The 23,050-nt window shown below is 63.0% G+C and carries 19 protein-coding genes and 1 pseudogene; 10 read left to right on the top strand and 10 right to left on the bottom strand.

Annotation, left to right across the window (positions count from 1 at the left end; genetic code table 11):
* Positions 1–2: 2 nt before the first annotated feature.
* The 3 genes and pseudogenes from R5R73_RS14895 to R5R73_RS14885 all read right to left on the bottom strand — a co-directional run.
* On the bottom strand, positions 3–1,439 hold the full coding sequence (locus tag R5R73_RS14895; RefSeq protein ID WP_322527924.1) for a DUF3375 domain-containing protein: 1,437 nt from the start codon (positions 1,437–1,439) through the stop codon (positions 3–5).
* Between the two features lie 574 nt (positions 1,440–2,013).
* Complete coding sequence (locus tag R5R73_RS14890) at positions 2,014–2,229, bottom strand: hypothetical protein (RefSeq protein WP_322527923.1); 216 nt, start codon at positions 2,227–2,229, stop codon at positions 2,014–2,016.
* 54 nt (positions 2,230–2,283) lie between these two features.
* Positions 2,284–2,592: pseudogene (locus tag R5R73_RS14885) on the bottom strand (helix-turn-helix domain-containing protein); the annotation flags it as partial.
* Between the two features lie 260 nt (positions 2,593–2,852).
* Between R5R73_RS14885 and R5R73_RS14880 the strand changes: the two are divergent.
* From R5R73_RS14880 to R5R73_RS14865, 4 genes are all read left to right on the top strand, one after another.
* Entirely contained in the window at positions 2,853–3,836 is a 984-nt protein-coding gene (locus R5R73_RS14880; RefSeq protein ID WP_322527922.1) for a DUF1852 domain-containing protein, read from the top strand.
* A gap of 100 nt (positions 3,837–3,936) precedes the next feature.
* Entirely contained in the window at positions 3,937–4,968 is a 1,032-nt protein-coding gene (locus tag R5R73_RS14875) for a methionine synthase (protein WP_322527921.1), read from the top strand.
* Between the two features lie 106 nt (positions 4,969–5,074).
* On the top strand, positions 5,075–5,551 hold the full coding sequence (locus tag R5R73_RS14870) for an NYN domain-containing protein (RefSeq protein WP_071229878.1): 477 nt from the start codon (positions 5,075–5,077) through the stop codon (positions 5,549–5,551).
* Between the two features lie 361 nt (positions 5,552–5,912).
* Positions 5,913–7,568: a sensor domain-containing diguanylate cyclase gene (locus R5R73_RS14865; protein ID WP_071229877.1), complete on the top strand. Its 1,656-nt coding sequence runs from the start codon at positions 5,913–5,915 to the stop codon at positions 7,566–7,568.
* A gap of 470 nt (positions 7,569–8,038) precedes the next feature.
* On the opposite strand, the gene R5R73_RS14860 is transcribed toward R5R73_RS14865, so the two are convergent.
* Positions 8,039–8,221 (bottom strand): general stress protein, encoded by a 183-nt coding sequence (locus tag R5R73_RS14860; RefSeq protein ID WP_244179753.1) that lies wholly within the window; start codon positions 8,219–8,221, stop codon positions 8,039–8,041.
* Positions 8,222–8,888: 667 nt separating this feature from the next.
* Between R5R73_RS14860 and R5R73_RS14855 the strand changes: the two genes are divergently transcribed.
* Positions 8,889–9,089, top strand: a complete 201-nt coding sequence (locus R5R73_RS14855; protein ID WP_071229875.1) for a zinc-binding dehydrogenase — start codon at positions 8,889–8,891, stop codon at positions 9,087–9,089.
* 131 nt (positions 9,090–9,220) lie between these two features.
* Here R5R73_RS14855 and R5R73_RS14850 read toward each other — a convergent pair whose 3' ends face one another.
* A complete protein-coding gene (locus tag R5R73_RS14850; protein ID WP_071229874.1) occupies positions 9,221–10,117 on the bottom strand; it encodes a LysR family transcriptional regulator in 897 nt (298 codons plus the stop codon).
* A 144-nt stretch (positions 10,118–10,261) separates the two neighbouring features.
* On the opposite strand from R5R73_RS14850, the gene R5R73_RS14845 reads away from it, so the two are divergent.
* Complete coding sequence (locus R5R73_RS14845; protein WP_071229873.1) at positions 10,262–10,915, top strand: glutathione S-transferase family protein; 654 nt, start codon at positions 10,262–10,264, stop codon at positions 10,913–10,915.
* A 27-nt stretch (positions 10,916–10,942) separates the two neighbouring features.
* Positions 10,943–12,715, top strand: a complete 1,773-nt coding sequence (locus R5R73_RS14840) for a pyridoxamine 5'-phosphate oxidase family protein (protein ID WP_210766219.1) — start codon at positions 10,943–10,945, stop codon at positions 12,713–12,715.
* 98 nt (positions 12,716–12,813) lie between these two features.
* Here R5R73_RS14840 and R5R73_RS14835 read toward each other — a convergent pair whose 3' ends face one another.
* Together R5R73_RS14835 and R5R73_RS14830 are read right to left on the bottom strand one after the other, a co-directional pair.
* Positions 12,814–14,310, bottom strand: a complete 1,497-nt coding sequence (locus R5R73_RS14835) for a PQQ-dependent sugar dehydrogenase (protein ID WP_071229872.1) — start codon at positions 14,308–14,310, stop codon at positions 12,814–12,816.
* On the bottom strand, positions 14,307–14,741 hold the full coding sequence (locus tag R5R73_RS14830) for a DUF2231 domain-containing protein (protein ID WP_071229871.1): 435 nt from the start codon (positions 14,739–14,741) through the stop codon (positions 14,307–14,309). The genes R5R73_RS14835 and R5R73_RS14830 overlap by 4 nt, the downstream gene beginning before the upstream one ends.
* Before the next feature lie 460 nt (positions 14,742–15,201).
* On the opposite strand from R5R73_RS14830, the gene R5R73_RS14825 reads away from it, so the two are divergent.
* The 3 genes from R5R73_RS14825 (at position 15,202) to tmpT (ending at position 18,533) form a co-directional block, all read left to right on the top strand.
* Positions 15,202–16,905 (top strand): mechanosensitive ion channel family protein, encoded by a 1,704-nt coding sequence (locus tag R5R73_RS14825; protein WP_071229870.1) that lies wholly within the window; start codon positions 15,202–15,204, stop codon positions 16,903–16,905.
* 247 nt (positions 16,906–17,152) lie between these two features.
* The gene (locus R5R73_RS14820; protein WP_071229869.1) at positions 17,153–17,623 is read left to right on the top strand and encodes a hypothetical protein; all 471 of its coding nucleotides are present in this window, start codon (positions 17,153–17,155) and stop codon (positions 17,621–17,623) included.
* Positions 17,624–17,834: 211 nt separating this feature from the next.
* On the top strand, positions 17,835–18,533 hold the full coding sequence (gene tmpT, locus R5R73_RS14815) for a thiopurine S-methyltransferase (protein WP_071229868.1): 699 nt from the start codon (positions 17,835–17,837) through the stop codon (positions 18,531–18,533).
* Here tmpT and R5R73_RS14810 read toward each other — a convergent pair.
* From R5R73_RS14810 to tnpC, 3 genes are all read right to left on the bottom strand, one after another.
* Positions 18,508–19,830 carry an aspartate aminotransferase family protein gene (locus tag R5R73_RS14810; protein ID WP_322527920.1) on the bottom strand — a complete coding sequence of 441 codons (1,323 nt, stop codon included), beginning with the start codon at positions 19,828–19,830 and terminating at the stop codon, positions 18,508–18,510. The genes tmpT and R5R73_RS14810 overlap by 26 nt on opposite strands.
* A 15-nt stretch (positions 19,831–19,845) precedes the next feature.
* Positions 19,846–21,345 (bottom strand): CoA-acylating methylmalonate-semialdehyde dehydrogenase, encoded by a 1,500-nt coding sequence (locus tag R5R73_RS14805; RefSeq protein WP_322527919.1) that lies wholly within the window; start codon positions 21,343–21,345, stop codon positions 19,846–19,848.
* A gap of 152 nt (positions 21,346–21,497) precedes the next feature.
* On the bottom strand, positions 21,498–22,937 hold the full coding sequence (gene tnpC, locus R5R73_RS14800; RefSeq protein ID WP_023004967.1) for an IS66 family transposase: 1,440 nt from the start codon (positions 22,935–22,937) through the stop codon (positions 21,498–21,500).
* Between the last annotated feature and the right edge of the window lie 113 nt (positions 22,938–23,050).

Here is a 23,050-nt window from a genome sequence, read left to right as displayed (position 1 = left end):
AATCACCGGCTGAATAGAACTTCGGGAACGGTGGCGCGGCGCAGCGTGCCGTGCTCGTCGCGCCAGCTCACCACACACTCGCCGGTCTCGTCGATCAACGCCTTCGGATCCTCGGCGGCCAGCGCCAGCCAGGTCACCAGCTCCGCCAGACCGCGCTCCAGCGGGCTATGTTCCAACAGCGCCGCCAGGGTGATCTGATCACGGGTTTGCAGCGCGCGTTGCAGCCGCGAGCGCAGCGCCGCCCGGTCCACGTAAAACTGATCAAACAGGATGCCGGCATCCAGATCGGCGTCGCCGGTGGTCAATTCGTTTTGTTCGATACGTGGTTTCAGCGGTGGCCGGTACAGCGGCCGCTCCATCGGCAGGATCACTTCCGGTGCCAGTTCGTCCAGCGTCATGCCCGGTGCTTGTGAGGGTGCCTCGCGCACCGCCAGGGCGTGCTGCTCCACATCGTGAAGCAGCTGCATGATACGGCGGTTTTCCAGCCATGCCTGATCGTCCAGATAGCGGCGCAACTGCTCGGAGAGCCGCGCCACGGTGCGCAACGTCGTCTCGCCCGCCTCCAGCCAATCGTAGTGTACCCGTTGCAGGCGCGGGTCCGGCTCCAGCTCACGCACCGGCTCCAGCGCCAGTACCTTTTCCAGCAGCGCGGACAGCTCCTCCTGCCGGCTCGGCGACATCAGAAAGTCCCAGAACGCCCGGAAGGTACGGCCCTGGTCGGTGTCGGTGATGGCATCGTGCTCGCCGAACACCTCCGCCAGCATGTCGCCTTTGCCGCCGTCCCAGGACGCCACCTTCTCCCGTACCTGGCGATCCAGATCGCGGAAGTTCTGCTCCACCTGGCGGAAATCCGCCAGCAGCGCCCGGGCGGTGTCCGACATTTGCAGAAAGCGCTCGCGCAGGCGGGTGTTGTCCATCATCCGCAACCGCCCCGCGCCGATCTCCTCGATCTCCCGCTCGATGGCCTGCTTGCGCCGGGTCAGCTCCTCGATGCGCGCTTGCGGGTCGGTCTCGCTGCCCTCGGTGATCTCGCGCAATAGTTCGAACACCGTCAGCAGCCGCGATTCGGCACCGATGAATCGCTGTCCCTGCAACGAGGCCAGCCACTGCAACGCTTTTTCCGTGGCCGGGGCCAGATCGTAATGCGGTTCGTCGCTGTCGTGGGGGTAATACTTGCGCAACCAGCCCCGTTCGTTCGTCGCCCAGTCGTTCAGATACTGTCGCGCGGGCTTGGGGAAAACTGCCTCGCCCAGCCGCTCGCGCAGGTGGAACAGGAAATCCTCCAGCCGGGACGCCAGCTCCGCCTCCGCGAAGGTGCGCTGGTTAGGCTCGATGAAGTAGCGGTGCAGAAACGCGGCCACCAGCGGCCCATGGTCGGCGGCCAGCAGCCGCCAGCCCGGATGCTGACGGCGCAGCGTGACGAGGGAATCGTAGTCCATGAAAATCCGCGCGGATAGAAGGCTTGCCGACAAGTGTCTCGAACTTGTCCTGAAGTTAGCAACGGCTTCAACCGCCACGCGTCTATCTTCAGTGCTGCGATGGGGTTGGTTTTCGTTTTCGAACCGTCCCTCATCCAGGCCCAGGAGCTCAAGGCATGGCAAAGATCGTACTCATCGGCACTTCCGGCAATGTGGGGTCATGCCTTCTCAAGGAACTCACCGACCGAGGTCACACCGTCACTGGGTGGTCTCAATAACCAAGTGCAACACCCGACCCATCAGGTACCGTGTTGCCATGACTCGTTACTATCGCCACCTCACCGCTGAAGACCGAGCTGCCATCATGATGATGCTCACGAAATAGAGCAAATGCGCGGCTTTCGACTCGATGCTAGGGTAGGCCGGCTCGCCGAAGACGGACTGGTCGAGGTTGCCAAGCAGTGATGCCAACCCATCACCCCGATCTCGCGCAAACAGCTCAGTTGCCTCTCCCCGCCCCATCAGTTCCGCTTTCAACTCGTCCAGCGCCGATCTCGCCGTTTCCAACGAAGGAAGCTGACCGCCCGCCTGCACGTCAGGGTGTCTGGCGCGAGAGCTCGGCACGGGCATCGGCTTCGACGCTCAGCAACGTCTCGAGAAAATCGGCAAAGCTCGCCTCGCCTCGCCTCGCCTCGCCTCGCCTCGCCTCGCCGCTGACCGCTCGCTGCGCGAGGTGCGACCAATCGCTGCTGATGCGTCCGAGCTTAAGGCTCTTGCACAGCTCGCTGATGCGGTCGTGTTGCAGATTCATGGGCGGGCCTCCAGCAACTGGTCATACCACCGGTTCCTCCGGCCGACACTTGATAGGCGCCAGATAGCGCTTCAACTGGCTGATGCCGCCGACGTAGCCTTGCGTCTGAATCTCACGCATCAACACGGTCGCCGGAATTCAGTGTGGGCGGGCCACCGCGATACGCCCCTGGAGATAGGGCTTGAAGGCGTCGAGCTTGCCGGGTCGCGTCGCCCGCGTCTTATAGCGTGGCAAGTCCTTCTCGCCGCGCAGGTACTTGCGGACGGTGTTGCGCGAGACTCCCAGCTCCCGCGCGATCGCCTTGATGCCATGGCCCTGACGGGCCAACGACTTCTCGCCCACCTGACGATGCTCGGCGCCAATCCCAAAAAACCGTCGCTCGTCCGCTCTAGTGTCGCATCATGAATCCTCTTCATGATGAGCTGAAATCATATCGCTTTTCATGCATCTACAGGCTCTGGCATAAAGAGCGCATCCGCTTCGACGACAGGCGCTGTGGCGCCTGTCGGTCGATACGCCAGACAGGGTATTGGCAAACACGTGCTGGCAAACATTGCATTGACGGGCGCTGGGCCTTCTGACGGTGCCAGCGCCTCTCTCGATTAACAGGGTGCTTGTTCGCGATGAGTCACGATTTCACATTCGATATCAAGAGCGTTCGGTTCGACGAAAACTATCGCCCGGCCGAGAACACGCGCACCACCACCAACTTTGCCAACCTGGCAAGAGGGGAGCGTCGCGAGGATAACCTGCGCAATGCCCTGACAATGATCGACAACCGTTTCAACACCCTGGCGCATTGGGACAACCCCAAGGCGGATCGCTATGCCGTCGAGCTCGACATCATCACCGGCGAGCTGAGCGTGGGGGCCGAGGACGAGGACGACACCTTCCCGGCGATCGAAATGCTCAAGACGACGATCATCGACAAGCACGCTGGCAAGCGCATCCCGGGCATGGTGGGGAACAACTTCTCTTCCTACGTGCGCGACTACGACTTCAGCGTGTGGCTGTCGGAGCACAACCGGGATCGAGCCGAATTCGGCATCCCGGAAGGGTTCGGCGATCTGCACGGCAAGCTGTTCAAGCGCTTCGTCGACTCCGATGCGTACCGGGCTTCCTTCCGCAAGGCGCCGGTCATCTGTCTCAGCGTCTCCAGCAGCAAGGTCTATTGCCAGACCGACAATCGCCACCCGGTGCTGGGCGTGGAGTACGCAAACGACGACTCCTCGCTGACGGACTTCTACTTCGGCAAGATGGGCCTGCAGGTGCGCTACTTCATGCCGCCGCATGCCGTCGCGCCGCTGGCGTTCTATTTCTCCGGCGATCTGCTCTCCGACTACACCGATCTCGAACTGATCAGCGCCATCAGCACCATGGAGACGTTCCAGAAGATCTATCGCCCCGAGATCTACAATGCCAATTCGGTGGCCGGCAAGCTCTACCAGCCCAGCCTGAAGCACCAGGACTACTCGCTGACGCGCATCGTCTACGACCGCGAAGAGCGCAGCCAACTGGCCGTCGAGCAGGGCAAGTTCACCGAGCGCCACTTCATCAAGCCCTACCGCCAGGTGCTCGAGCAGTGGTCGGCCAATTACTCTCTTTGATCAGCCCGTTCCAACGACTCTTTTTGGTCAACCTGTTTCAACTTGATCGACTCGCTCCAACGACATTCTTTGATCAACCCGTTATGAAGGTCATTTTTGCATGAAGACTTTGTTGCCCACGTCGACGGCCGGTAGCCTGCCCAAGCCCGCCTGGCTGGCCCAGCCCGAGACGCTCTGGTCGCCGTGGAAACTGCAGGACGAGGAACTGGCCGAGGGCAAGCAGGATGCATTGCGGGTGTCTCTGCACGATCAGCAGCACGCGGGCATCGATATCGTCAGCGACGGCGAACAGACCCGCCAGCACTTCGTCACCACCTTCATCGAGCATTTGAGCGGCGTCGATTTCGAAAAGCGCGAGATCGTCAAGATCCGCGACCGCTACGACGCCAGCGTGCCCTCGGTGGTCGGCCCTGTGGCGCGCGAGAAGCCCGTCTTCGTGGAGGATGCCAAATTCCTGCGCCAGCAGACCGACCAGCCCATCAAGTGGGCGCTGCCGGGCCCCATGACCATGGTCGATACGCTCTATGACGGCCACTACAAGAGTCGTGAAAAGCTGGCCTGGGAGTTCGCCAGGATCCTCAACCAGGAAGCCCGCGATCTGGCCGCCGCCGGTGTGGACATCATTCAATTCGATGAACCCGCCTTCAACGTCTTCTTCGACGAGGTGAACGACTGGGGCATCGCCGCGCTGGAAAAAGCCATCGAAGGGGTCGAGTGCGAGACCGCCGTGCATATCTGCTACGGCTACGGCATCAAGGCCAACACCGACTGGAAGAAGACCCTGGGGACGGAGTGGCGCCAGTACGAGGAGATCTTCCCCAAGCTGCAGGCGTCGAACATCGATATCGTCTCGCTGGAGTGCCAGAACTCCCATGTGCCGATGGAGCTGATCGAACTGATCCGCGGCAAGAAGGTGATGGTCGGAGCGATCGATGTGGCCACCAACACCATCGAAACACCGGAAGAGGTCGCCGATACCCTGCGCAAGGCGCTTCAGTTCGTCGATGCCGACAAGCTTTATCCCTGCACCAACTGCGGCATGACGCCCTTGTCCCGCCAGGTCGCGCAAGGCAAGCTGAAGGCTTTGAGCGCTGGCGCGGAGATCGTACGGAGAGAGCTCGCAGCTCGATAGCGGCTTTCTATCCTGCGAATGACGCGACGGTGGTCATGAATACTCTGGTCGGTGCGTTGGCAACGCGTTGCCGGCACCGGCCTTCAGCGTTCCCGAGAAACCTGCCATGACCAGCGTCGCGATCTTCGTCGACACCCAGAACGTCTATTACACCGTGCGCGAAGCCTACGGCAAACAGTTCGATTACCGCCGCTTCTGGGCGAGGGTGACGGCGAATCGGAAGGTGGTGACCGCGCGCTGCTATGCCACCGACAAGAATGATCCCAAGCAGCGCGGCTTTCAGAACACGCTGCGAACGATCGGCTTCGAGGTGAAGCTGAAGCCGTTCATTCAGCGCTCGGATGGTTCCGCCAAGGGCGATTGGGACGTGGGCATCACGCTGGATGCCATCGAGTACGCGGCACTTGCGGATGTGATCGTGCTGGTCTCCGGCGATGGCGACTTCGATCTGCTGGCAAAGAAAATCCGTGAGGTGCATGGCAAGCGGGTCGAGGTCTACGGCGTGCCCAAGCTCACCGCGAACTCCCTTATCCAGGCCGCAAGCCAGTTCATTCCGATCGAGGGCGATCTGCTGCTCGGTTGAGGCGTGGGTGTGGCGTCGAGGCAATTCCTGTGCGTGACTTCCTGTGCCTGACTTTCTGTGCATGCCATCGTGGCGCGACTGGAAGCCTGAGCCCCCCACCGGGGCCGATGTTGTGCGCTTGCCGACGCGTCCAGTTCAGGTGCTCGAACGCGCCCGGGCGTGATCCTCGCGGAAGCGTGCGTGATCGCGGTGCCTGCATCGTCCTCGGCGGCCAGCAACATGCGAAGGGCGGCCGCTTCTTTGAGCGAGCCGATCCTGGCGGGGAGGCGCCGCCGGGTTGGGCATGAATCCAGCCTCTGTTTATGGAGGTCACGATTCATTGTCGTTAACATGAGCCAAATTCAGTCGCCAACCCTTGCTCATGCTCAAAGCCAGTCTTCGTCGATATCTGACTCTGTGGTTCGCTGGACTGTCCCTGCTCACACTGCTGATCGTCGGTGTCTATGTGGGCCATATCGCAACCGAACAGGTGAAGCGCGCAAGTGGCAGCGCGCTGTCAAACGTTGCCGGGTCGACTGCTGCGCTGTTGGGCATGCAGTTGCGGGAACACCAGAAGGAAATCTCTCTGCTCGGCCACGACCCTCTTCTGGTGCGGGGCGATCTGGACGATCCCGACATATTGCGGTCGATGGAGCTGCGCAGTCAGTCCCGCGCCGAATATGCCTGGATGGGCGTTGCCGACACCGATGGCCGTGTGCGCCAGGCAGTGAACGATTTGCTGCTTGGTCAGTCGGTCGAAGCCCGCCCCTGGTTTCAGGCCGGATTGCGCGGCCCTTACACGGGCGACCCTCACGAAGCCTTGCTGCTGGCCAAAATGCTGCCGTCCAATGCCAACGGCGAGCCCCTGCGCTTCATTGATTTCGCCGCGCCGATCATCGATGACAAGGGCCGGGTCATCGGTGTCCTGGGCGCCCATGCCCACTGGAGCTGGGTGACTTCGATCATTGAATCTGCCGTGCTACGGGCCGGCACGACCCCTGACACGCAAGTGCTGATCGTCAACCAGGACGGTCTGGTCCTGTATCCCAAAAAGCTTGCGGGGCAGCAGCAGATTTTGCCCAAGAATGCCGCCGAGGAGCCGGCCTGGTCAGCGGACGAGGAGTACGTGAGCAGCATCGCGCCGGTGCCGATGTCGCTCGGTTCCGATCTCTCCTGGTCGGTCATGGTCCGACAGCCGCTGGACACCGCGTTGCAACCGGCGCATCACCTGCTCTACAAGCTGCTGGGATTGGGGGTGCTGGCGGCGTTTCTCTTTACCGCGGTGGCCTATTACCTAGCGCGGAACCTGAGCAAGCCGATCGAGCAGTTGGCGCGTGCCGCCAGGCAGGTACAGGACCAACGAACCGGCGTCTCTTTCCCGTTGCACCACCCCGTGCGGGAAATCTCGCAGTTGGGGCGCTCCCTGCAACGCATGACGGACTCCCTGCTGGGCAAGGAACGGGAGCTGCAGAAAGCCAACGCGTCGCTGGAAGCCACCGTCGCGCAACGGACCGAGGCCCTAACGCAGGCCAACGCCGAGCTGCTGCAACTGGCGACCCACGATTCGCTCACTGGTGTGCATAACCGCAGGTGTCTGGATGGAAAGCTGGAAGAGTGCAGCCAGCTTTTCAGACGAACGAACCGCAGCTTCGCCTTGCTGCTGATCGACGTCGATCACTTCAAGAGCATCAACGACAACTATGGTCACGCCACGGGAGACGATGTCCTGACCCGGCTTGCCCAACTGTTGAAGCGCAACACCCGCGCGACGGATTTCGTGGCCCGCTACGGCGGCGAAGAGTTTGCCGTGGTGCTGCCCTGCGGCGAAGACGACCGAGGCCCACAGGAGGCCGCCAGGAACATCCGTGCAGGCATCGCCGCCGCTACGTTCGACGTGGTCGGCAAGGTCACGGTCAGCATTGGCGGGGCGATAGCATATGCCTCCGATCCCGACGCCGTAGCGCTGATCGAACGCGCCGACCGGCAGCTCTATCAGGCGAAGCAGGCGGGCAGGAATCGGGTGGCCTTCGCGGAATGAGGCCGGCGGAGTCGTCACGATCAGTGGAGTCTGCGCTACGCGCGCCGCCAAGGTCGAGCGGACGTCCGTGGGCTACGCATGTCCTGTGCGATCGCTGACTCGTGGCCGTCTTGCGCTGAGTCTCGTCAACGACGCTTCCCTTGTCTGACGCACCGATGCATTCGACATGGGCGTTCGAATACGGCCCGCCCATGATTGCAGACGACGATAGAAGTTGACATTAATAACGCATCATCAAGAGCGGTATTCGCCGAGTTTACCCATGGGAATGGTGTGTAAATTCAGAAAGATAGGAGCCATAAAAAAAAGCACCTTGTCAAAGGTGCCTTCTATTGAAGACAAGGCGTTTCCAAGCACACATGCCAAGGGACGACGGGGACGTTTCCCTTGGCATGTCGCGGTGAATATTCACCTTACTTGCTTGAAGCTCTCTTGGTCAAAATCGAAGCTCTCTTGACCTTTCATTGAGCTCAGGAATTTCGGCCGCCACTGTTACTGTTATGGCCACCTTTCTTGCCGGCTTCAGAAGCTTTTTCGCGGTCATTGGCGAAGTTTCCACCACTATGCTCTCCGCCTTTCTGGCCAGCTTCGGAAGCTTTCTGGCGGTCATTGGCGAAGTTGCCGCCGCTGTTTTGTCCGCCTTTATGACCAATTTCCTCGAAGTGCTCGCGATCGTGGCTTTCGGCGTTCGCTTTACCGCCTTTCTGGCCGATATTCTCGAAATGCTCACGATCATGGGTTTCGGCGTTGGCTTGCCCACCTTTATGGCCGATGTTCTCGAAATGCTCACGGTCATGGCTTTCGGCGTTGGATTGCCCGCCTTTCTGACCCGCTTCGTTGACGGACATACCTTTGTCTTCGTTACGCTTGCTAGTCATAAAAGCCTCCAGATCATCCAATGATCTTAGAAAATTTATCTGCGTTACATGGATATAGCGTGTGATAAACATGTAACCGTCTTGACCACGCTATGTGATCTAGACAGTGCTCAGAATAGACGGGCCATAGTTGTCAGCAAGCTCTCAATGAGGTTGGCGTTTTCCTAGGTTAAAGGGGCGGCGGCGATACAGAGACTCCGTCTTTTACTGCGGGCCACACTGCCTCATGGCGTTGCTGATCGATCTATGCGACTTCATTGATGGTTTGGCACGTTGATGTGACCAACCATCGTCTTTCGTCTGCTCCGTCGCTCGCTGACCGATACCTCCCGGCCAGATGCTCGAATGCCCCGGCTCACTGCAGGTCGGCCCGAGCCTTCCCCTCGGCCCGGGCACGGGCGAGCAGGGCTGCGCCCGCGGCTCGCAGCGTGACGCATGAAGTATGCAGCGCGGAACTCGTGTCTTCGATGGCGCCGAGGAAGCCATGACGCTGGGCATCACGGTCTCGGCAACCCAGGTCCGCTCGAGCGGAGCCCAGTTGAAGGAAGTAGGACGCTTGCTCGACGACGGGTCGATCCGCGTCGTCGTGGACAGCACCTACCCGCTTGCCGACGCTCGCAAGGCCCACGAACGCGCCGCCTAGGGCCATGTCCAGGGCAAGATCATCTTGGCCGTCGAGTAGAGAAAACGAGGGGCAGGCTGCGTCAGTTTCGGCATGCCAGTTTCGGCATGAAAGAGGGCCGCTGGACTTCGATTGTCATCGACTCGCCGGGGTCACCGGAGTATTTCGATCCGCCTCAATCGCGGCGCGGCGAAATCGATGAAGGCGCGGACCTTCGCGGCCGCGCGACGACCTTCCACATGCACGAGATGCACCGGCAGCGGGGCGGGCTCGTGACCTTCCAGCACGGTCTGGAGCGTGCCGGCCTCGAGATCGGGCCCGACCTGATACGACAGCACGCGACACAGGCCCCAGCCTCGCCTGGCGATATCGATGGCCGCGGCCAGGCTGCTGACCGTGAGTCGAGGATTCACCCTGACGCCATGCGCCCCATCCCGCCCGAGCCGCCACTCGTTGAGGGGAGGCGTGGAGCCGCTCGAGACGATGCGATGAGAGACGAGATCGCTCGGCGTCTGCGGGCGTCCCCGCGTGGCGAAATAGTCCGGCGAGCCGCAGATGACGCGGCGAACCTGGCCGATCCGGACGGCGGAGAGCTCGGATGCGGGCAGGTGGCCGATGCGCACGGCAATATCGAAGCCTTCCTCGACCAGGTTGACGATGCGGTCGACCATCAGCACGTCGGCGCGAACCCGGGGATAAGCATCCAGAAACTCGGTCAGCAGCGGCGCGACATGGATTCGCCCGAATTCCTGCGGGCAGGTGATTCGCAGTTGCCCGACGGGCGTATTGGCCGCGCCCGAGGCCATGTAGTCGGCGGCCTGCAGATGCGCGAGGATTTCCCGCACTTCCCCGAGATACGTCCGGCCGACCTCGGTCAATCTGACACGTCGCGTCGAACGGGTGAAAAGCCGGGCGCCGAGGGCAGTCTCGAGCATGTTGATGGCACGCGTTGCGGAAGGTGCGCTGAGCCCGGTGGCGCGGGCGCCCTTGGCGAAGCTTTCGGCGTCGGCGACCGCGACGAAGACATTCAGGGCCTGAAGGCGATCCATGGTGTCTCGCTGGGTTCGAGCTAAACGATAGTTTTAGAATACAAAACAGTTCCTTTCAGAATAACCCTATTCTTTCGCCTTTGGTGAGGTTCTAGAGTAAACGGCTTCGATAACCCACTCATCATCACGATGAAGGAGCCTGTCATGTCGAACGCCGAGCTTGAAACCAACGCTCTCGACGACCAGTCCGTGACGCTGTATCGCCACCCCAAATCGGGCCACTGCCACCGTGTCGAACTGATGCTGGCCCTGCTCGAGGTGCCCTACGACACCGTCGATCTCGATATGGCCAATGGCGCCCACCGCGAGCCCGACTATCTGAAGATCAGCCCGCTGGGGCAGGTGCCGGCGATCGAGGACAACGGCATCACGCTTTCGGATTCCAACGCCATCATCACCTACCTGGTCGAGCGCTACGGTGATCCTGCCCTCTGGATCGGTACCGAGCCGCTCGAAAAGGCTCAGGTGCAGCGCTGGCTCTCGATTGCGGCGGGCGAGATCGCCGCCGGCCCCTGTGCTGCGCGTCTCGTCACTGTGTTCGATGCGCCGCTCGATCATGAGGCGGCGAAGGCCAAGGCGCATGCCTTGCTGGTGATGATGGACGCCCACCTCGAGGGTCGCGACTGGCTGGCGGCTGATCGGCCGACGCTGGCCGACATCGCCGGCTACAGCTATATCGCCCACGCGCCGGAAGGCGGCGTCGGTCTCGCCGACTATCCGCACGTTCGGGCCTGGCTGGCGCGCATCGAAGCACTGCCACGCTTTATCGGCATGGCCCGCTCGCCGGCGCTGGCCTGAATCGCGGACGTTCGAACGGAGCCGGTCATGACACTCGAAACGATGCCCTTTCAAGAAACGCCCTTTCAAGAGACGCCCTTTCAAGAGACGCCATTCCACGCAGGCGAGCTCGAGGCGCAACGGTGCGCCGGGGTGGAGAGTATCGCCAGTTCGGCCGGCAGCTTCATTCGCGACGCCATGCCCGAGCAGCATCGGGCGTTTTTCGCCCAGTTGCCGTTTGTCGTCATGGCCGCCGGCGACGCGCAGGGGCGCCCCTGGGTCACGCTGCTGGAGGGCGACGAGGGTTTCATCGACTCGCCCGATGCGCGCACGCTGAGAATCGCGACAACGCTCGGTTCCCAGGATCCGCTGGCCTCGGCGATCGTTGCCGGGGTCGACGTCGGTCTGCTCGGTATCGAGCTGGCGACGCGTCGACGCAATCGACTCAACGGGGTCATTCGTGCGGCCGGTAACGGGCTGAGCATCGAAGTGCGACAGAGCTTCGGCAACTGCCCGCAATATATTCGCGAGCGCGAGTGGCGGCGCGTCGAAGCCGCGGCCACGTCGGAGGCCACCATCTCGGATCGGCTCGACAGCGGGCAACGCGCGCGAATCGCTACGGCGGATACCTTCTTCATCGGCTCCGGCTTCAGGCCCGCCCCGAGCAACGATTCGAGCGACGATTCGGGCAGCGGACCAAGCCCGAGTCGGGGTTATGATGCCTCTCATCGGGGCGGCGAGCCCGGCTTCGTGCAGGTGAACGGGAACGGGAACGGGACGCTGCGAATCCCGGACTATGCCGGCAACAACTTCTTCAACACCATCGGCAACCTGATTCAGGACCCCCGCGTGGGACTGCTGTTCGTCGATTTCGAAACCGGCGGCATGCTGCAGATCACCGGTCGCGCCCGCATCGACTGGGCGCCGCAGGAGAGTCAAGCTGAGAGCCAGGAGCCGAACGCCAAGCGATGGATCGACGTGACCATCGAGCAAGTGGTCGACCGGCCGGCTGCGCTGGCCCTGCGGTGGCGCCGGGAAGACAAAGCCCTGCTGCGGCTGACGGTCGTCGACAAGGTGATCGAAAGCGACCAGATCACCTCCTTCTATCTGGCCGATGCCAATACCGATGCCGATGCCGATGCCGATGCCGGCGCGCTGCCGCCATTCCAGGCCGGTCAGCATCTGGCGCTCGAGCTGGAGATACCGCATCAGTCTATTTCGAACCGCCCGGGACGAGTCGGTCGCAGCTACTCGCTCTCGGGATCGCCATCCGCCGGAACGTACCGAATCAGCGTCAAGCGCGAGGAGAAGGGCACGGCGTCGCGTTTTCTGCACGACAGGATCGATATCGGCGACCGAATCGCGGCACGCCCGCCGTCGGGTGAGTTCGTCCTGCCTCATGGGCATGGGCCGCTGGTGCTGGTCAGCGCCGGCGTGGGCATTACACCAATGCTTGCGATGCTGCACGCGGTCGTGGCGGAAGCGGAGAACGAGCGCCGCCCGGTCTGGTTCGTTCACGCCACGCGCCACGGCGGGACGCACGCCTTCCGGGCCGAAGTCGAGGCATTGATGGCCCGATCCGACAGCGTGACGCGGCGCGTCTTCTACAGCGAGCCGCGCCCGAGTGATACGGCAGGTGTCGATTACGATATCGAAGGGCGAGTCACCGCCGGCCAGTTGCTCGCACTCGGTGCGGGGCCAGAGGCGAACTACCTGCTCTGCGGCCCGGCCCGGTTTATCGCCGAGATCAGCGCCGGCCTGGAGGATGCCGGCGTCGCTGCGGAGCGGATCGGTTTCGAGACGTTCGGGCCTACGGGATGAGCAGCATCGTACGGATCAAAAAATACCCCAAGGGACAAACGCCCTTGGGGTATTGCGCTACCTCATCACTGTGTCAGGCCATCATGAAACGAGGACATTCAGGGAGAGGTGTTGGTTGCGGCCGGTTCGTCGCCGGAGGTGGTGGCGTCGTCCGAGGTGGCAGCGCCGTCCTCGGCTGTGGCGGATTCATCGCCGGTCGTCGAGGAATCGTCTTCGGACGGGGTCGCGCCATCCTCAGGCCCGGTTGCGCCATTCTCTGCGGTAGCGGATTGCTCCATGCCCGTGGCCTGCTGCGAGTCGGCGCCGTCCCGTGTCACCCGCCATACCGCGTTGGTCATGTCGTCGGCGACGATCACCGAGCCATCCGGGGCGACGGTGACGCCGACGGGGCGGCCGCGGGTCTTGCCGTCGCCGGTCAGGAAGCCGGACACGAAGTCGACCGGATCGCCGGCGGGCTGGCCGTTCTCGAACGGAACGAAGACGACCTTGTAGCCGGCGAGGTCCGAACGATTCCAGCTGCCGTGCTCGCCGATGAAGACGCCGTTGGTGAACTCGCCGCCCACGGCGTCGTTGGAGAAGTCGACGCCGAGCGGCGCGCGGTGCGAGCCGAGGCTGTAGTCGGGGGAGATCGCCGCTTCCACTCGCTCGGGGTTCTCCGGCTTCACCCGCGGGTCGACGTGCTGGCCCCAGTAGCTGTAGGGCCAGCCGTAGAAGCCGCCCTCCTGAATCGAGGTGAGGTAGTCGGGCACCAGGTTCGGCCCCAGTTCGTCGCGTTCGTTCACCACGGCCCAGAGCTGGTCCGTCTCCGGCTGGATGGTCAGCGCGGTGGGATTGCGCACGCCGGTGGCGTAGGCGCGATGCGCGCCGGTCTCGGCATCGATCTCCCAGATCTCGGCGCGATCCACTTCCGCTGCCATGCCGCGCTCGGTGATGTTGCTGTTGGAGCCGATCCCGACGTAGAGATATTCGCCATCCGCGCTGGCGGTCAGTGACTTGGTCCAGTGGTGATTGATCTCTGCAGGCAGCGGCGTGACCAGTTCCGGCGGGCCGCTGGCTTCGGTCTGGCCTTCCTGATAGTCGAAGCGGACGAGCGAATCCTGGTTGGCGACGTAGAGATCGTCATCCACCAGGGCAAGGCCGTAGGGCGCGTTGAGGTTCTCGGCGAACACCGTCTGCTCCTCGAACGTGCCGTCACCGTCGCCATCGCGCAGCAGGGTCAGCCGATTGCCGCCCTTGACCGAGGTGGTGCCTTTCGACTTGATGATGCCGGCGATGAAATCCTTCGGCCGCGACTTCGGGGCGTTGCCGCCACCTTTGCCTTCCGCTACCAGGATATCGCCGTTGGGCAGCACCAGCGTCTGGCGCGGCACTTTCAGGTCGGTGGCGATGGCGGTGATCGTGTAGCCATCGGGCACCGTGGGTTTCGCATCGCCCCACGGCGCCTGCTCGGGCACGGCCATGTTGGGCAAAAGGCCGCGCTGCGGCTCTGGCAACTCCGGGTTGGCACCATACTGGTCCGGCTCGGCGGCGGTGGCGCCACCGGCGAGCAGGAGCAACGAAAGTGGCGCGGCGTAGCGCATACGAGTCAATGTCATGACTGGCCTCCGGTCTTGCGGCTGGTGAATCCGATCCAGATCGCGGCGAAGGCGAGTACGGCAACGACGATCGAAAGCGTAAAACCCGTGGGCATCGCGGCCCAGGCATCCCTGGCGTGGATCAGGGCATTGACGAAGCCCAGTATCCAGGTCACGAGCAGCAGCACGAAGTAGAAGATGGACAACCCCCGGCTACCGGCAGGGCGGAATATGCCGATGAGCGCGCAGATCAGGGCGAAGCCACTGAACACGAGGCCGCCGGCAATCAGCCAGGAGGAGAAATGGGTCCACTGGATGTTGAAGGTCGTGGAGTAGGCGTAATCGCTCAACGCGGCACCCAGGAAGAGCGGAAAGGCGCCGGCAAGCAACATTCCATGAAGCGGGTTCGGCCCGCTCCGGATCGGTCGTTCGGCAATGTCAGTGGCAGTCACGGCAAGCTCCTTTTGCGGTTGAGTCGTGGGGTTCGCACCAGCATCGTCCTCGACCGGAAGGATCTCCCGGTAACGAGAAAGTCATTCCGGTGCGGACATGCTGTCCCCGTGGCTGGAGTCTAGACGACGTGAAGTGTCTTCACCCAAACGATGACACGGCTGGCTTTCAGCGGCCGTCGTTGCCCCGCCGGGCTATGATGAATGGCGAAATCGTTTGGCGATGAGATAGCGCAGCCGTCCCGCAGCCAGAAGGGGCAAACGGCACTTGCCGATCACGACGGCGAGAGCAGGGGGAACCTCGGCCGAATAGCCGACTCCGATATCCGTCTGCTGTCTTGATTCGCATGAGCTGTCTCGATTCGAATGCGCTGTCTTGACTCGAATGAAAGACGCGCCCCGGCGAAGGCGGCATGATCCGCCGGGCGGTATACAAGGACGACCACGGACCGGTGAAACACGGATGAAAAGCATGAACTCATGGCGGCGATGGTTGCTAGCCGCAACGATAGGACTGGTTTCCAGCCTGTGTCTGGCGCAGGCGCAGGAAGAGGGGGGCGAGAAGGATTGGTATCCCCTCGACTCGTTGAATACCGGGCTTGGCCAGGCGCCGGAATCCGTCAGCCTGAGAACCCCTCGGGAATCGATGCGTAGCTTTCGGGATATGACCGACAGGAGCGACTTCGAGGCGGCGGCACATATCCTCAATCTCGCCGATCTGACCCCGGCGGAGCAGCGCGAGCGGGGCGCCGAGCTGGCCCGCCAGCTTTCGGAGATCTTCCAGCGCGGCGAATCGATCCAGATTTCCCGTCTCTCCGGGCGGCAGGACGCGGCCATCGAGGATCCGACAGGGGAGAACCCTAATGCCGGCGAGCCCCGCCGAGATATCGAGCTGGCCTCCCTGGAGGCCAATGGAGATGCCTACGATATCCGCCTCGGGCGATATCGGGTCGGGGAAGAGGAGCCGATCTGGCTGATCATGCCGGAGAGCGTGGCCGCGATTCCGGCGCTTTACCGGGAGTACGGCCCGACGGCTTTCGAGCGCCATATTCCCGATAGCCTCAAGAAGCCTTTCGGCCTGTTGCGGGTCTGGGAGTGGATCGCCATTCCGCTGGTGCTGCTGGTGGTGGGGTTGCTCGGCAAGGGCGTCTATCGGCTGATCGAGGTCATGACCCGCTGGTTACCTACCGGCTCGCCGAGCATCTTCGCCACCCAGATTCGCGGCCCCGTGGCGTTCATCGTCATGTCGCTGTTGACCCAGGCGCTGCTCGATTACGTCGTCTCCTTCTCGGCAGTCGCGACCACGACGCTGCGAGTGGTGCTGATCGCCATCCTGGCCTGGGGGACCGGCGCCGTCGCGCTGCGTCTGGTCGATACCATCATGCTGAAGATGACGCGGCGTCTCGCCGGGCAGATCGACGACTCCAAGCCCAAGGACGACCGCAAGCTGTTGACCACGCTCTACGCGGTGCGTCGGATCATCATCCTGATCATGGTGACGGCGGTCACGATCTACGTGCTGGGACAGATCCAGCTGTTCGAGACGCTGGGGCTGTCGATTCTGGCATCGGCGAGCGTGCTGGCGGTGCTGGTGGGCGTGGCGGGTCAGGCCGTGCTGGGCAACATCCTGTCGTCGTTCCAGCTGTCGCTGGCGAAGCCGATACGGGTCGGCGATCTGGTGATGTTCGAAGGGCAGTGGTGTTACGTCGAAGGCATTTTCTACACCCATATCCGGCTGCGAATCTGGAACGAGCGACGCCTGATCGTCCCGGTTACCTATTTCGCCTCGAAAGCCTTCGAGAACCTCTCCGCCAAGAGCACCAAGGAGTATCGGAGCGTGGTGCTCACGCTACACCTGAGCGCCGATATCTCGCTGCTGCGGGAGAAGTTTATCGAGTTCGCCAAGGCGGAGGATAACGTCATCGAGCATCACAAGCTGCTCTGTGCCGTGACCGACCAGACCGGCCCGGCGCAGACCGTGACCTGCTACCTGATGACCGTCGACCCGCTCTCGGGGTGGGCCGCCGAAGTGAGTGTCAGAGAGAAGCTGCTGACGTTCATTCGCGACAACCACCCGGAATGGTGGCCGAGGGAGGTGGTGGTGATCAGTCACCGGGATGTCGCCCGAGGCCACGCGACAGGAGACGACGGCGAAACGTCCCAGTGAGCGGCGGGGTTCGTGCGCTGTCGGTTCAACCCGTTGAGGGTTTCGTTCGTTGACGGTTTCGTTCGATCACGACGTCTTTCGTCGACAGGGATTGGCCTCGTTTCGACGCCTCGAGATGGGAGGCCTAAGATGGGAGGCTTAAGATAAGAGGCCGGTCATCGGTTTCCCCGGTGACCCGGCTCCCTCACACAGCGTCTCTTACCTGCAGTTTCTCTCACATAAAGCCTCTCTCACATGAGTATCGGCCATGAGCAACTCTGGAAAGCGCGGCGGCGATAAGGAGATATCGGGGCTGCAGCTCTATCTGCATGGGCTGGGCATTTCGGTGCGCGACAATGCGCAGGCCTTTGGCTTCTCGATCCTGATCACCGTGAGCTACGGCATCGTCTCGGGGGCGGCCGGCAAGCCGTCTTCGCTCGAGCTGGTCGGCTTCGCCCTGTCGGCGGTTGCCGGCATATCGCTGTTGAATGTGCTGGTTACCCTGCTCAAGGCGGAGGGGCCGGACGACTCCGAGCGCTCCTACGTGGTGCTGGTCGGGACGGCCACCGATTTCCTCTCGGTGGGCGCCGGTCTCGGCGTCGTGTTCGCGGCCAGCATGCTGGGAGGATGGCTGCCCTGGGTTATGGCGCCCTTTCTGGCAGGGGTGACCTACTGCCTGGTGCAGGGGATGCAGATCGCGCTGGCGAAGTTCGGTTCCGACGAAGAAGAGAAGAAGTAAGCCTTCGAGCGGATGCGGCGCTGGTGACGTTGAATCTGCGGCGCCGCCAGGGCAACGAAGCACGAGGACGAACGGCACGAGGACGCAAGCGGCACAAGAGAGCAAGAGCAGACGGTGCAAGAACACCGGGGCAAACGAAACGAGCCCAGGCGATGAATTCGAGTGAAGATAGATTCGAGCGGCGATAGTTTAGAGCGATGAGGATGACGGCATGAAACACGAATTCTGGCAGGCCCGATGGGAGAACGACCAGCTCGGCTTTCATCTCGCCTTCGTACACCCCATTCTCAAGCGCAATCTGGCGAGCTTCGGGCTGGCGGCCGACGCGCGAATCTTTCTGCCGCTGTGCGGCAAGACGCTGGATATCGGCTGGCTGCTCGAACAGGGGCATCGCGTCGTCGGTGCAGAGTTGAGCGAGATCGCGGTGTCGCAGCTGTTCGAGGCGCTCGGCGTCGAACCGTCGGTCGATGAATGGCGCGGTGGCCGGCGGTGGCAGCATGCGGGGCTGACCGTCTTCCAAGGCGATATCTTCGAATTGACCGCCGCCGAGATGGGCCCGGTCGACATGATCTATGACCGCGCCGCGCTGGTGGCGTTGCCGCCCGCCATGCGGCCCGGCTACGCCGAGCAGATTCTGGCGTTGGCCGGTGGTGCGCCGCAGCTGCTGATCACCTTCGAATATGATCCGGCCGAGAAGGATGGCCCGCCGTTTCCGGTGCTGCCCGAAGAAATCGAACGGCACTACGCCAATCGCTACACGCTCGAGATGCTATCGAGAAAGGACGTGCTCCAGTCGTCGCTCAACTTCCGCGATGCCGGCGTGACCCGATTCGTCGAGGTCGCGTGGAAACTGCTGCCGGCACGGACTGGCCAGGCCGCGGGTTTCATCCCGCCAGCGCCTCGTCGATGATCTCGAGCCCTTGCCGGGCTTCGGCCGGGGTGACGATACATGGCGGCACCACATGAATGCGATTGGCGACCACGAACGGCAACAGCCCGCGGTCGATCATCCCCTGCTTGAGCCGGGCCACTTCGGCGGCCGGCAGCGGGGCGCGGCTCTGCTTGCTCTCGACGAGTTCGATGGCGTGAAAGACGCCCAGGCCGCGCACGTCGCCGATGATGTCGTGCTTGTCCCGAAGCTGCTCCAACCCCGGCGTCAGCACCGATTCACCGATGCTGGCCGCGTTGCCCACCACGTCTTCCTGTTCCATCACCTCGAGCGTGGCGCAGATCGCGGCCATCGCCAGCGGATGCCCGGAGTAGGTCAGCCCGCCGTAGAACATCTCCTCGTCGAAGTGGCTGGCGATGCGCTCGCTGATGATCACGCCGCCGGCCGGGACGTATCCCGAGTTGACGCCCTTGGCGAAGGTGATCAGGTCCGGTACCACGCCGAAATGCTCCAGCGCCAGCCATTTGCCGGTGCGGCCGAATCCTGCCATCACCTCGTCCAGGATCAGCACGATGCCGAACTCGTCGGCCAGCGCCCGGACGCCCTCGAGATATCCTCGCGGCGGCACCAGAACGCCCGCAGTGCCGGGGATGGTTTCCAGCAGCAGGCCGGCGATGCTCGCCGCCCCCTCGCATTCGATGACGCGCCGGAGATGGTGCAGCGCGCGCTGGCATTCCTCCTCTTCGTTACCGGCCCAGAATTCGCTGCGGTAGAGAAACGGGTTGAAGAACCGGACGTGGCCGCGGGAGAACTCGTTGGGAACGCGCCGGAAGTCGCCGGTCGCGGCGATCGCCGACCCCGTGCCGCCGTGGTAGGAGCGGTAGGCGGAGAGGATCTTCTCTCGGCCGGTCACGGCGCGTGCCATGCGGATGGCGTTCTCGTTGGCATCGGCGCCGGCGTTGGTAAAGAACACTTTGCTGAAACCGGTCGGCGCCAGGTCGAGGATCTTCCGGGCGGCGCGGCCCCGGGCCAGGTTGGCGTGAGCGGGGGCGATCGTGGCGAGCTCGTCGGCCTGGGCCTTGATCGCCTCGATCACGCGGGGGTGCTGATGGCCGATGTTGGTATTGACCAGCTGGCTCGAGAAGTCGAGATAATCGCGACCGTCGTAGTCCCACAGGCGGCACCCCTCGCCACCCTTGAACACCATCGGCTGGAGCGCGCCCTGGGCAGACCAGGAGTGGAAGACGCCGGCGCGGTCCAGCGCTCTGACGTGATCGTTGTTCACGCTCCCGGTTTGCGAGCTTTCGCGGATTGTCATGATCGGATCGCCGTGTCAGAGAGTGGGCATGGTGTACTGGTTGGTGGCCTCGCGTAGCCCGGATGGCCAGCGGGCGGTGACGGTCTTCATGCGGGTATAGAAGCGCACGCCGTCCGCGCCGTGGACATGCAGCGCGCCGAACAGCGAGCGCTTCCAGCCGCCGAAGCTGTGGAACGCCATGGGCACCGGGATCGGCACGTTGACGCCGACCATGCCGACCTGAATCCGCTCGCAGTACTGGCGGGCGCTGTCGCCGTCCCGGGTGAAGATGGCCGTGCCGTTGCCGAACTCGTGATCGTTGACCATCTTCACCGCGGCATCGAAGCTCTCGGCGCGGGCGATGACCAGTACCGGGCCGAAGATCTCCTCGTCGTAGATGCGCATGCCGGGCCTGACGTGGTCGAACAGGGTGCCGCCGATGAAGAAGCCGTCCGTGCCGTGGTCGAGACGACGGCCATCCCGCACCAGCTCGGCGCCTTCCTTGACGCCCTGTTCGATATAGCCGCTGACCTTTTCCAGATGCTGGCGGGAGACCAGCGGCCCCATGTCGTGATCCGGGCCGTCGGTGATGCTTTCGCCCACCCGCAGCTCGTCCAGTCGGGAAAGGATCTTCTCGCGCAGCGCCTCCGCTGTCTTTTCGCCCACCGGCATGGCGACCGAGATCGCCATGCAGCGTTCGCCGGCACTGCCGTAGGCCGCGCCCATTAGCGCGTCCGCGGCCTGATCGAGATCGGCATCCGGCATGATCACCATGTGGTTCTTGGCCCCGCCGAGCGCCTGTACCCGCTTGCCGTGGGCCGAGGCGGTAGCGTAGACGTACTCGGCGATGGGGGTGGAGCCGACGAAGCTGACGGCCTGGACCCGCGGATCGGTCAGCAGCGTATCGACGGCTTCCTTGTCGCCGTTGACGACGTTGAGCACGCCGTCGGGCAGGCCGGCTTCGCTGAACAGCTCCGCGATGCGCAGGGTGGACGACGGGTCCTTCTCCGAGGGCTTGAGCACGAAGGTGTTACCCGCCGCGATGGCGATCGGGAACATCCATAGCGGCACCATGGCGGGGAAGTTGAACGGCGTGATGCCGGCACACACGCCCAGCGGCTGCATCATCGAGTACGAATCGATGCCGGGGCCGACGTTGAGCGAATGCTCGCCTTTCTGCAGGTGCGGCATGCCGCACGCGAACTCGACCACCTCGAGCCCGCGGGTCAGCTCGCCCCTGGCGTCGGAAAGCACCTTGCCGTGCTCCTTCGCAATCAGCCGGGCCAGTTCGTCGGCATGGGTTTCCAGCAGCGCCTTGTACTTGAACAGCACCCGGGCGCGCTTGAGCGGGGAAAAAGCCGACCACTGCTCGAACGCGGCCTGCGACGAGGCGATGACCCGCTCGGTGTCCGCTTTCGATGCCAGCAGAACCTCGCCGGACTGTCGGCCGGTGGACGGATTGAAAATCGGGCTGGTGCGCGTCGAATCCAGCGCGGCACGCTTGCCGTCGACGAAGTGAGTCAGCTGCTCGGACATGTGACATCGATCCTCTTGTTCGTCAATCGACGATGGAAAACCCGGATGCGGCGCGACGCCGAGCGATTGCCCGGCCGGCCTTCGGCCAAGAGTGAGCCAGGGAGATAGCGTCAAACAATCCCGGTATGCTTAATTTCACGTAACTATTCAGGTCACGCTGCCTGATCCAGGCCGTCCCGACGCATGAATTCGGGCACTTCACCGGCAAACAACTGTTCCAGTGCGGTGTGCGCTGCCAGGCCCTGCTTGACCGCCGTCGAGAGGAAGCTGCGCATCCGGCAGAAGATCTCGGCACCTTCCCAGGAGCGGAAACAGCCTGAAATCTTCTGCTGGACCTTGGTCATCCGCAGGTCACGCTCCCCTTGGTTATTGGTGAAGGGCGCGGCGGGGTCGTCGAGGAAACGCAGCACGTCGTCCTCGTACGCCTGGAGACGTTCGAGCAGGTTACGTGCCTTGGTACGTTTGGCACGACCGCGCTTTCCCGGTGGTGGTGGGATCGGTGGCGGACACTCGGTCTCACCCTCTGTCAGGCACTGCCGATAGCGGACTCGCCAGCGTTGCGCCTCTTCGGGCGAGAGCGTGCCACCGGCAGCGTCAACGGCCTGATGCATCTCCAGCAGCAGATCATGCAGCGCCTTGGCCCACTTTTGGTGGTCATTTTCCCAGGCCGCAGTCAATTCACGCAGGTGATGGGCGTTGCAAAGTGCGTGGCGGCAATCCGCGTAGCGGTAGTAAGGCTTCCAGTGATCATGCACCAGCACCCCCTGGACATAGGGCAGGATGCCGATGGCATCCATGGCCTCCTGACCTCGCTTGGCGTGAGGCGCCAAGTAGGTCAGGGCGTCATTCGAGGCGCTGTGCAGCCAGTAGCGCTTGCCGCCGACCTGCATCCCGGTCTCGTCGGCATGCACGGTCGCGGCTTGCCTCAGCGCCGGGATCGCCCACTCGGCAAACGCCTCGGCGCGCTGATAGGCCTCTTGATTGAAGGCGAACAGCGTGCCGGTGCTCAGCGATAGATCGCACTGTGAGGCCAGCAGCGCCTGGATGCGGGCATAGGGCAGCAACTGATACTGCGAGAGATAGACGACATGCGCCTTGAGACGTGGGCCATACTGGATCGGGCGGGTCACGCCGTCGGGAAACGGCGCCACATGGCGCCGCCCGAGATCGTCCTCCAGCACCTCGGCGCGATACTCGGTGACGACGGCCTGGATCACGATGTCTTGCACCTGGCGCGTTTCGATGCCGACCGAGCGATAGGTGCGCCCTTTGGGCAAGGTGCGGCGATCGACGCGCAACGACACGATCTCGTCGGGATCGGTGACCGGCGCCAGCGTCTTGCCTTCGTGACCCGGTTGCCCGCCAGGGCGACGCTCGCCCTTGGCCCGGGAACGGCGTTGGCGGTTGGGGTCTTGTGACGGCGGCTTGCTGCTGTTGCGGCTGCTGGTGGCCAGTCGGTCGGCCATCAGCTTGACCAGCAGCATCAGCACGTCGATGGCAGCACGCAAGGAAGGCGAGACCGTGTGGTCTTCCTTGAGCTGCTGCCGGACCCGTTCCAGGGCCTCGTCGACGTTGATATCGCTGATGGTCATGTCACCGCATAGACGTGCCGAAGGATCAGGCACACTATGCCAAAAAAATCAGGTGGTTGGCGACATGCCATCCGCAGCCACCTGAATAGTTACAATTTCACTAAAGCGAACGC

Origin of the sequence: Salinicola sp. LHM (assembly GCF_034479735.1) — a bacterium.
GTDB lineage: Bacteria > Pseudomonadota > Gammaproteobacteria > Pseudomonadales > Halomonadaceae > Salinicola > Salinicola salarius.
This window is presented reverse-complemented; position numbering and strand designations above follow the sequence as displayed.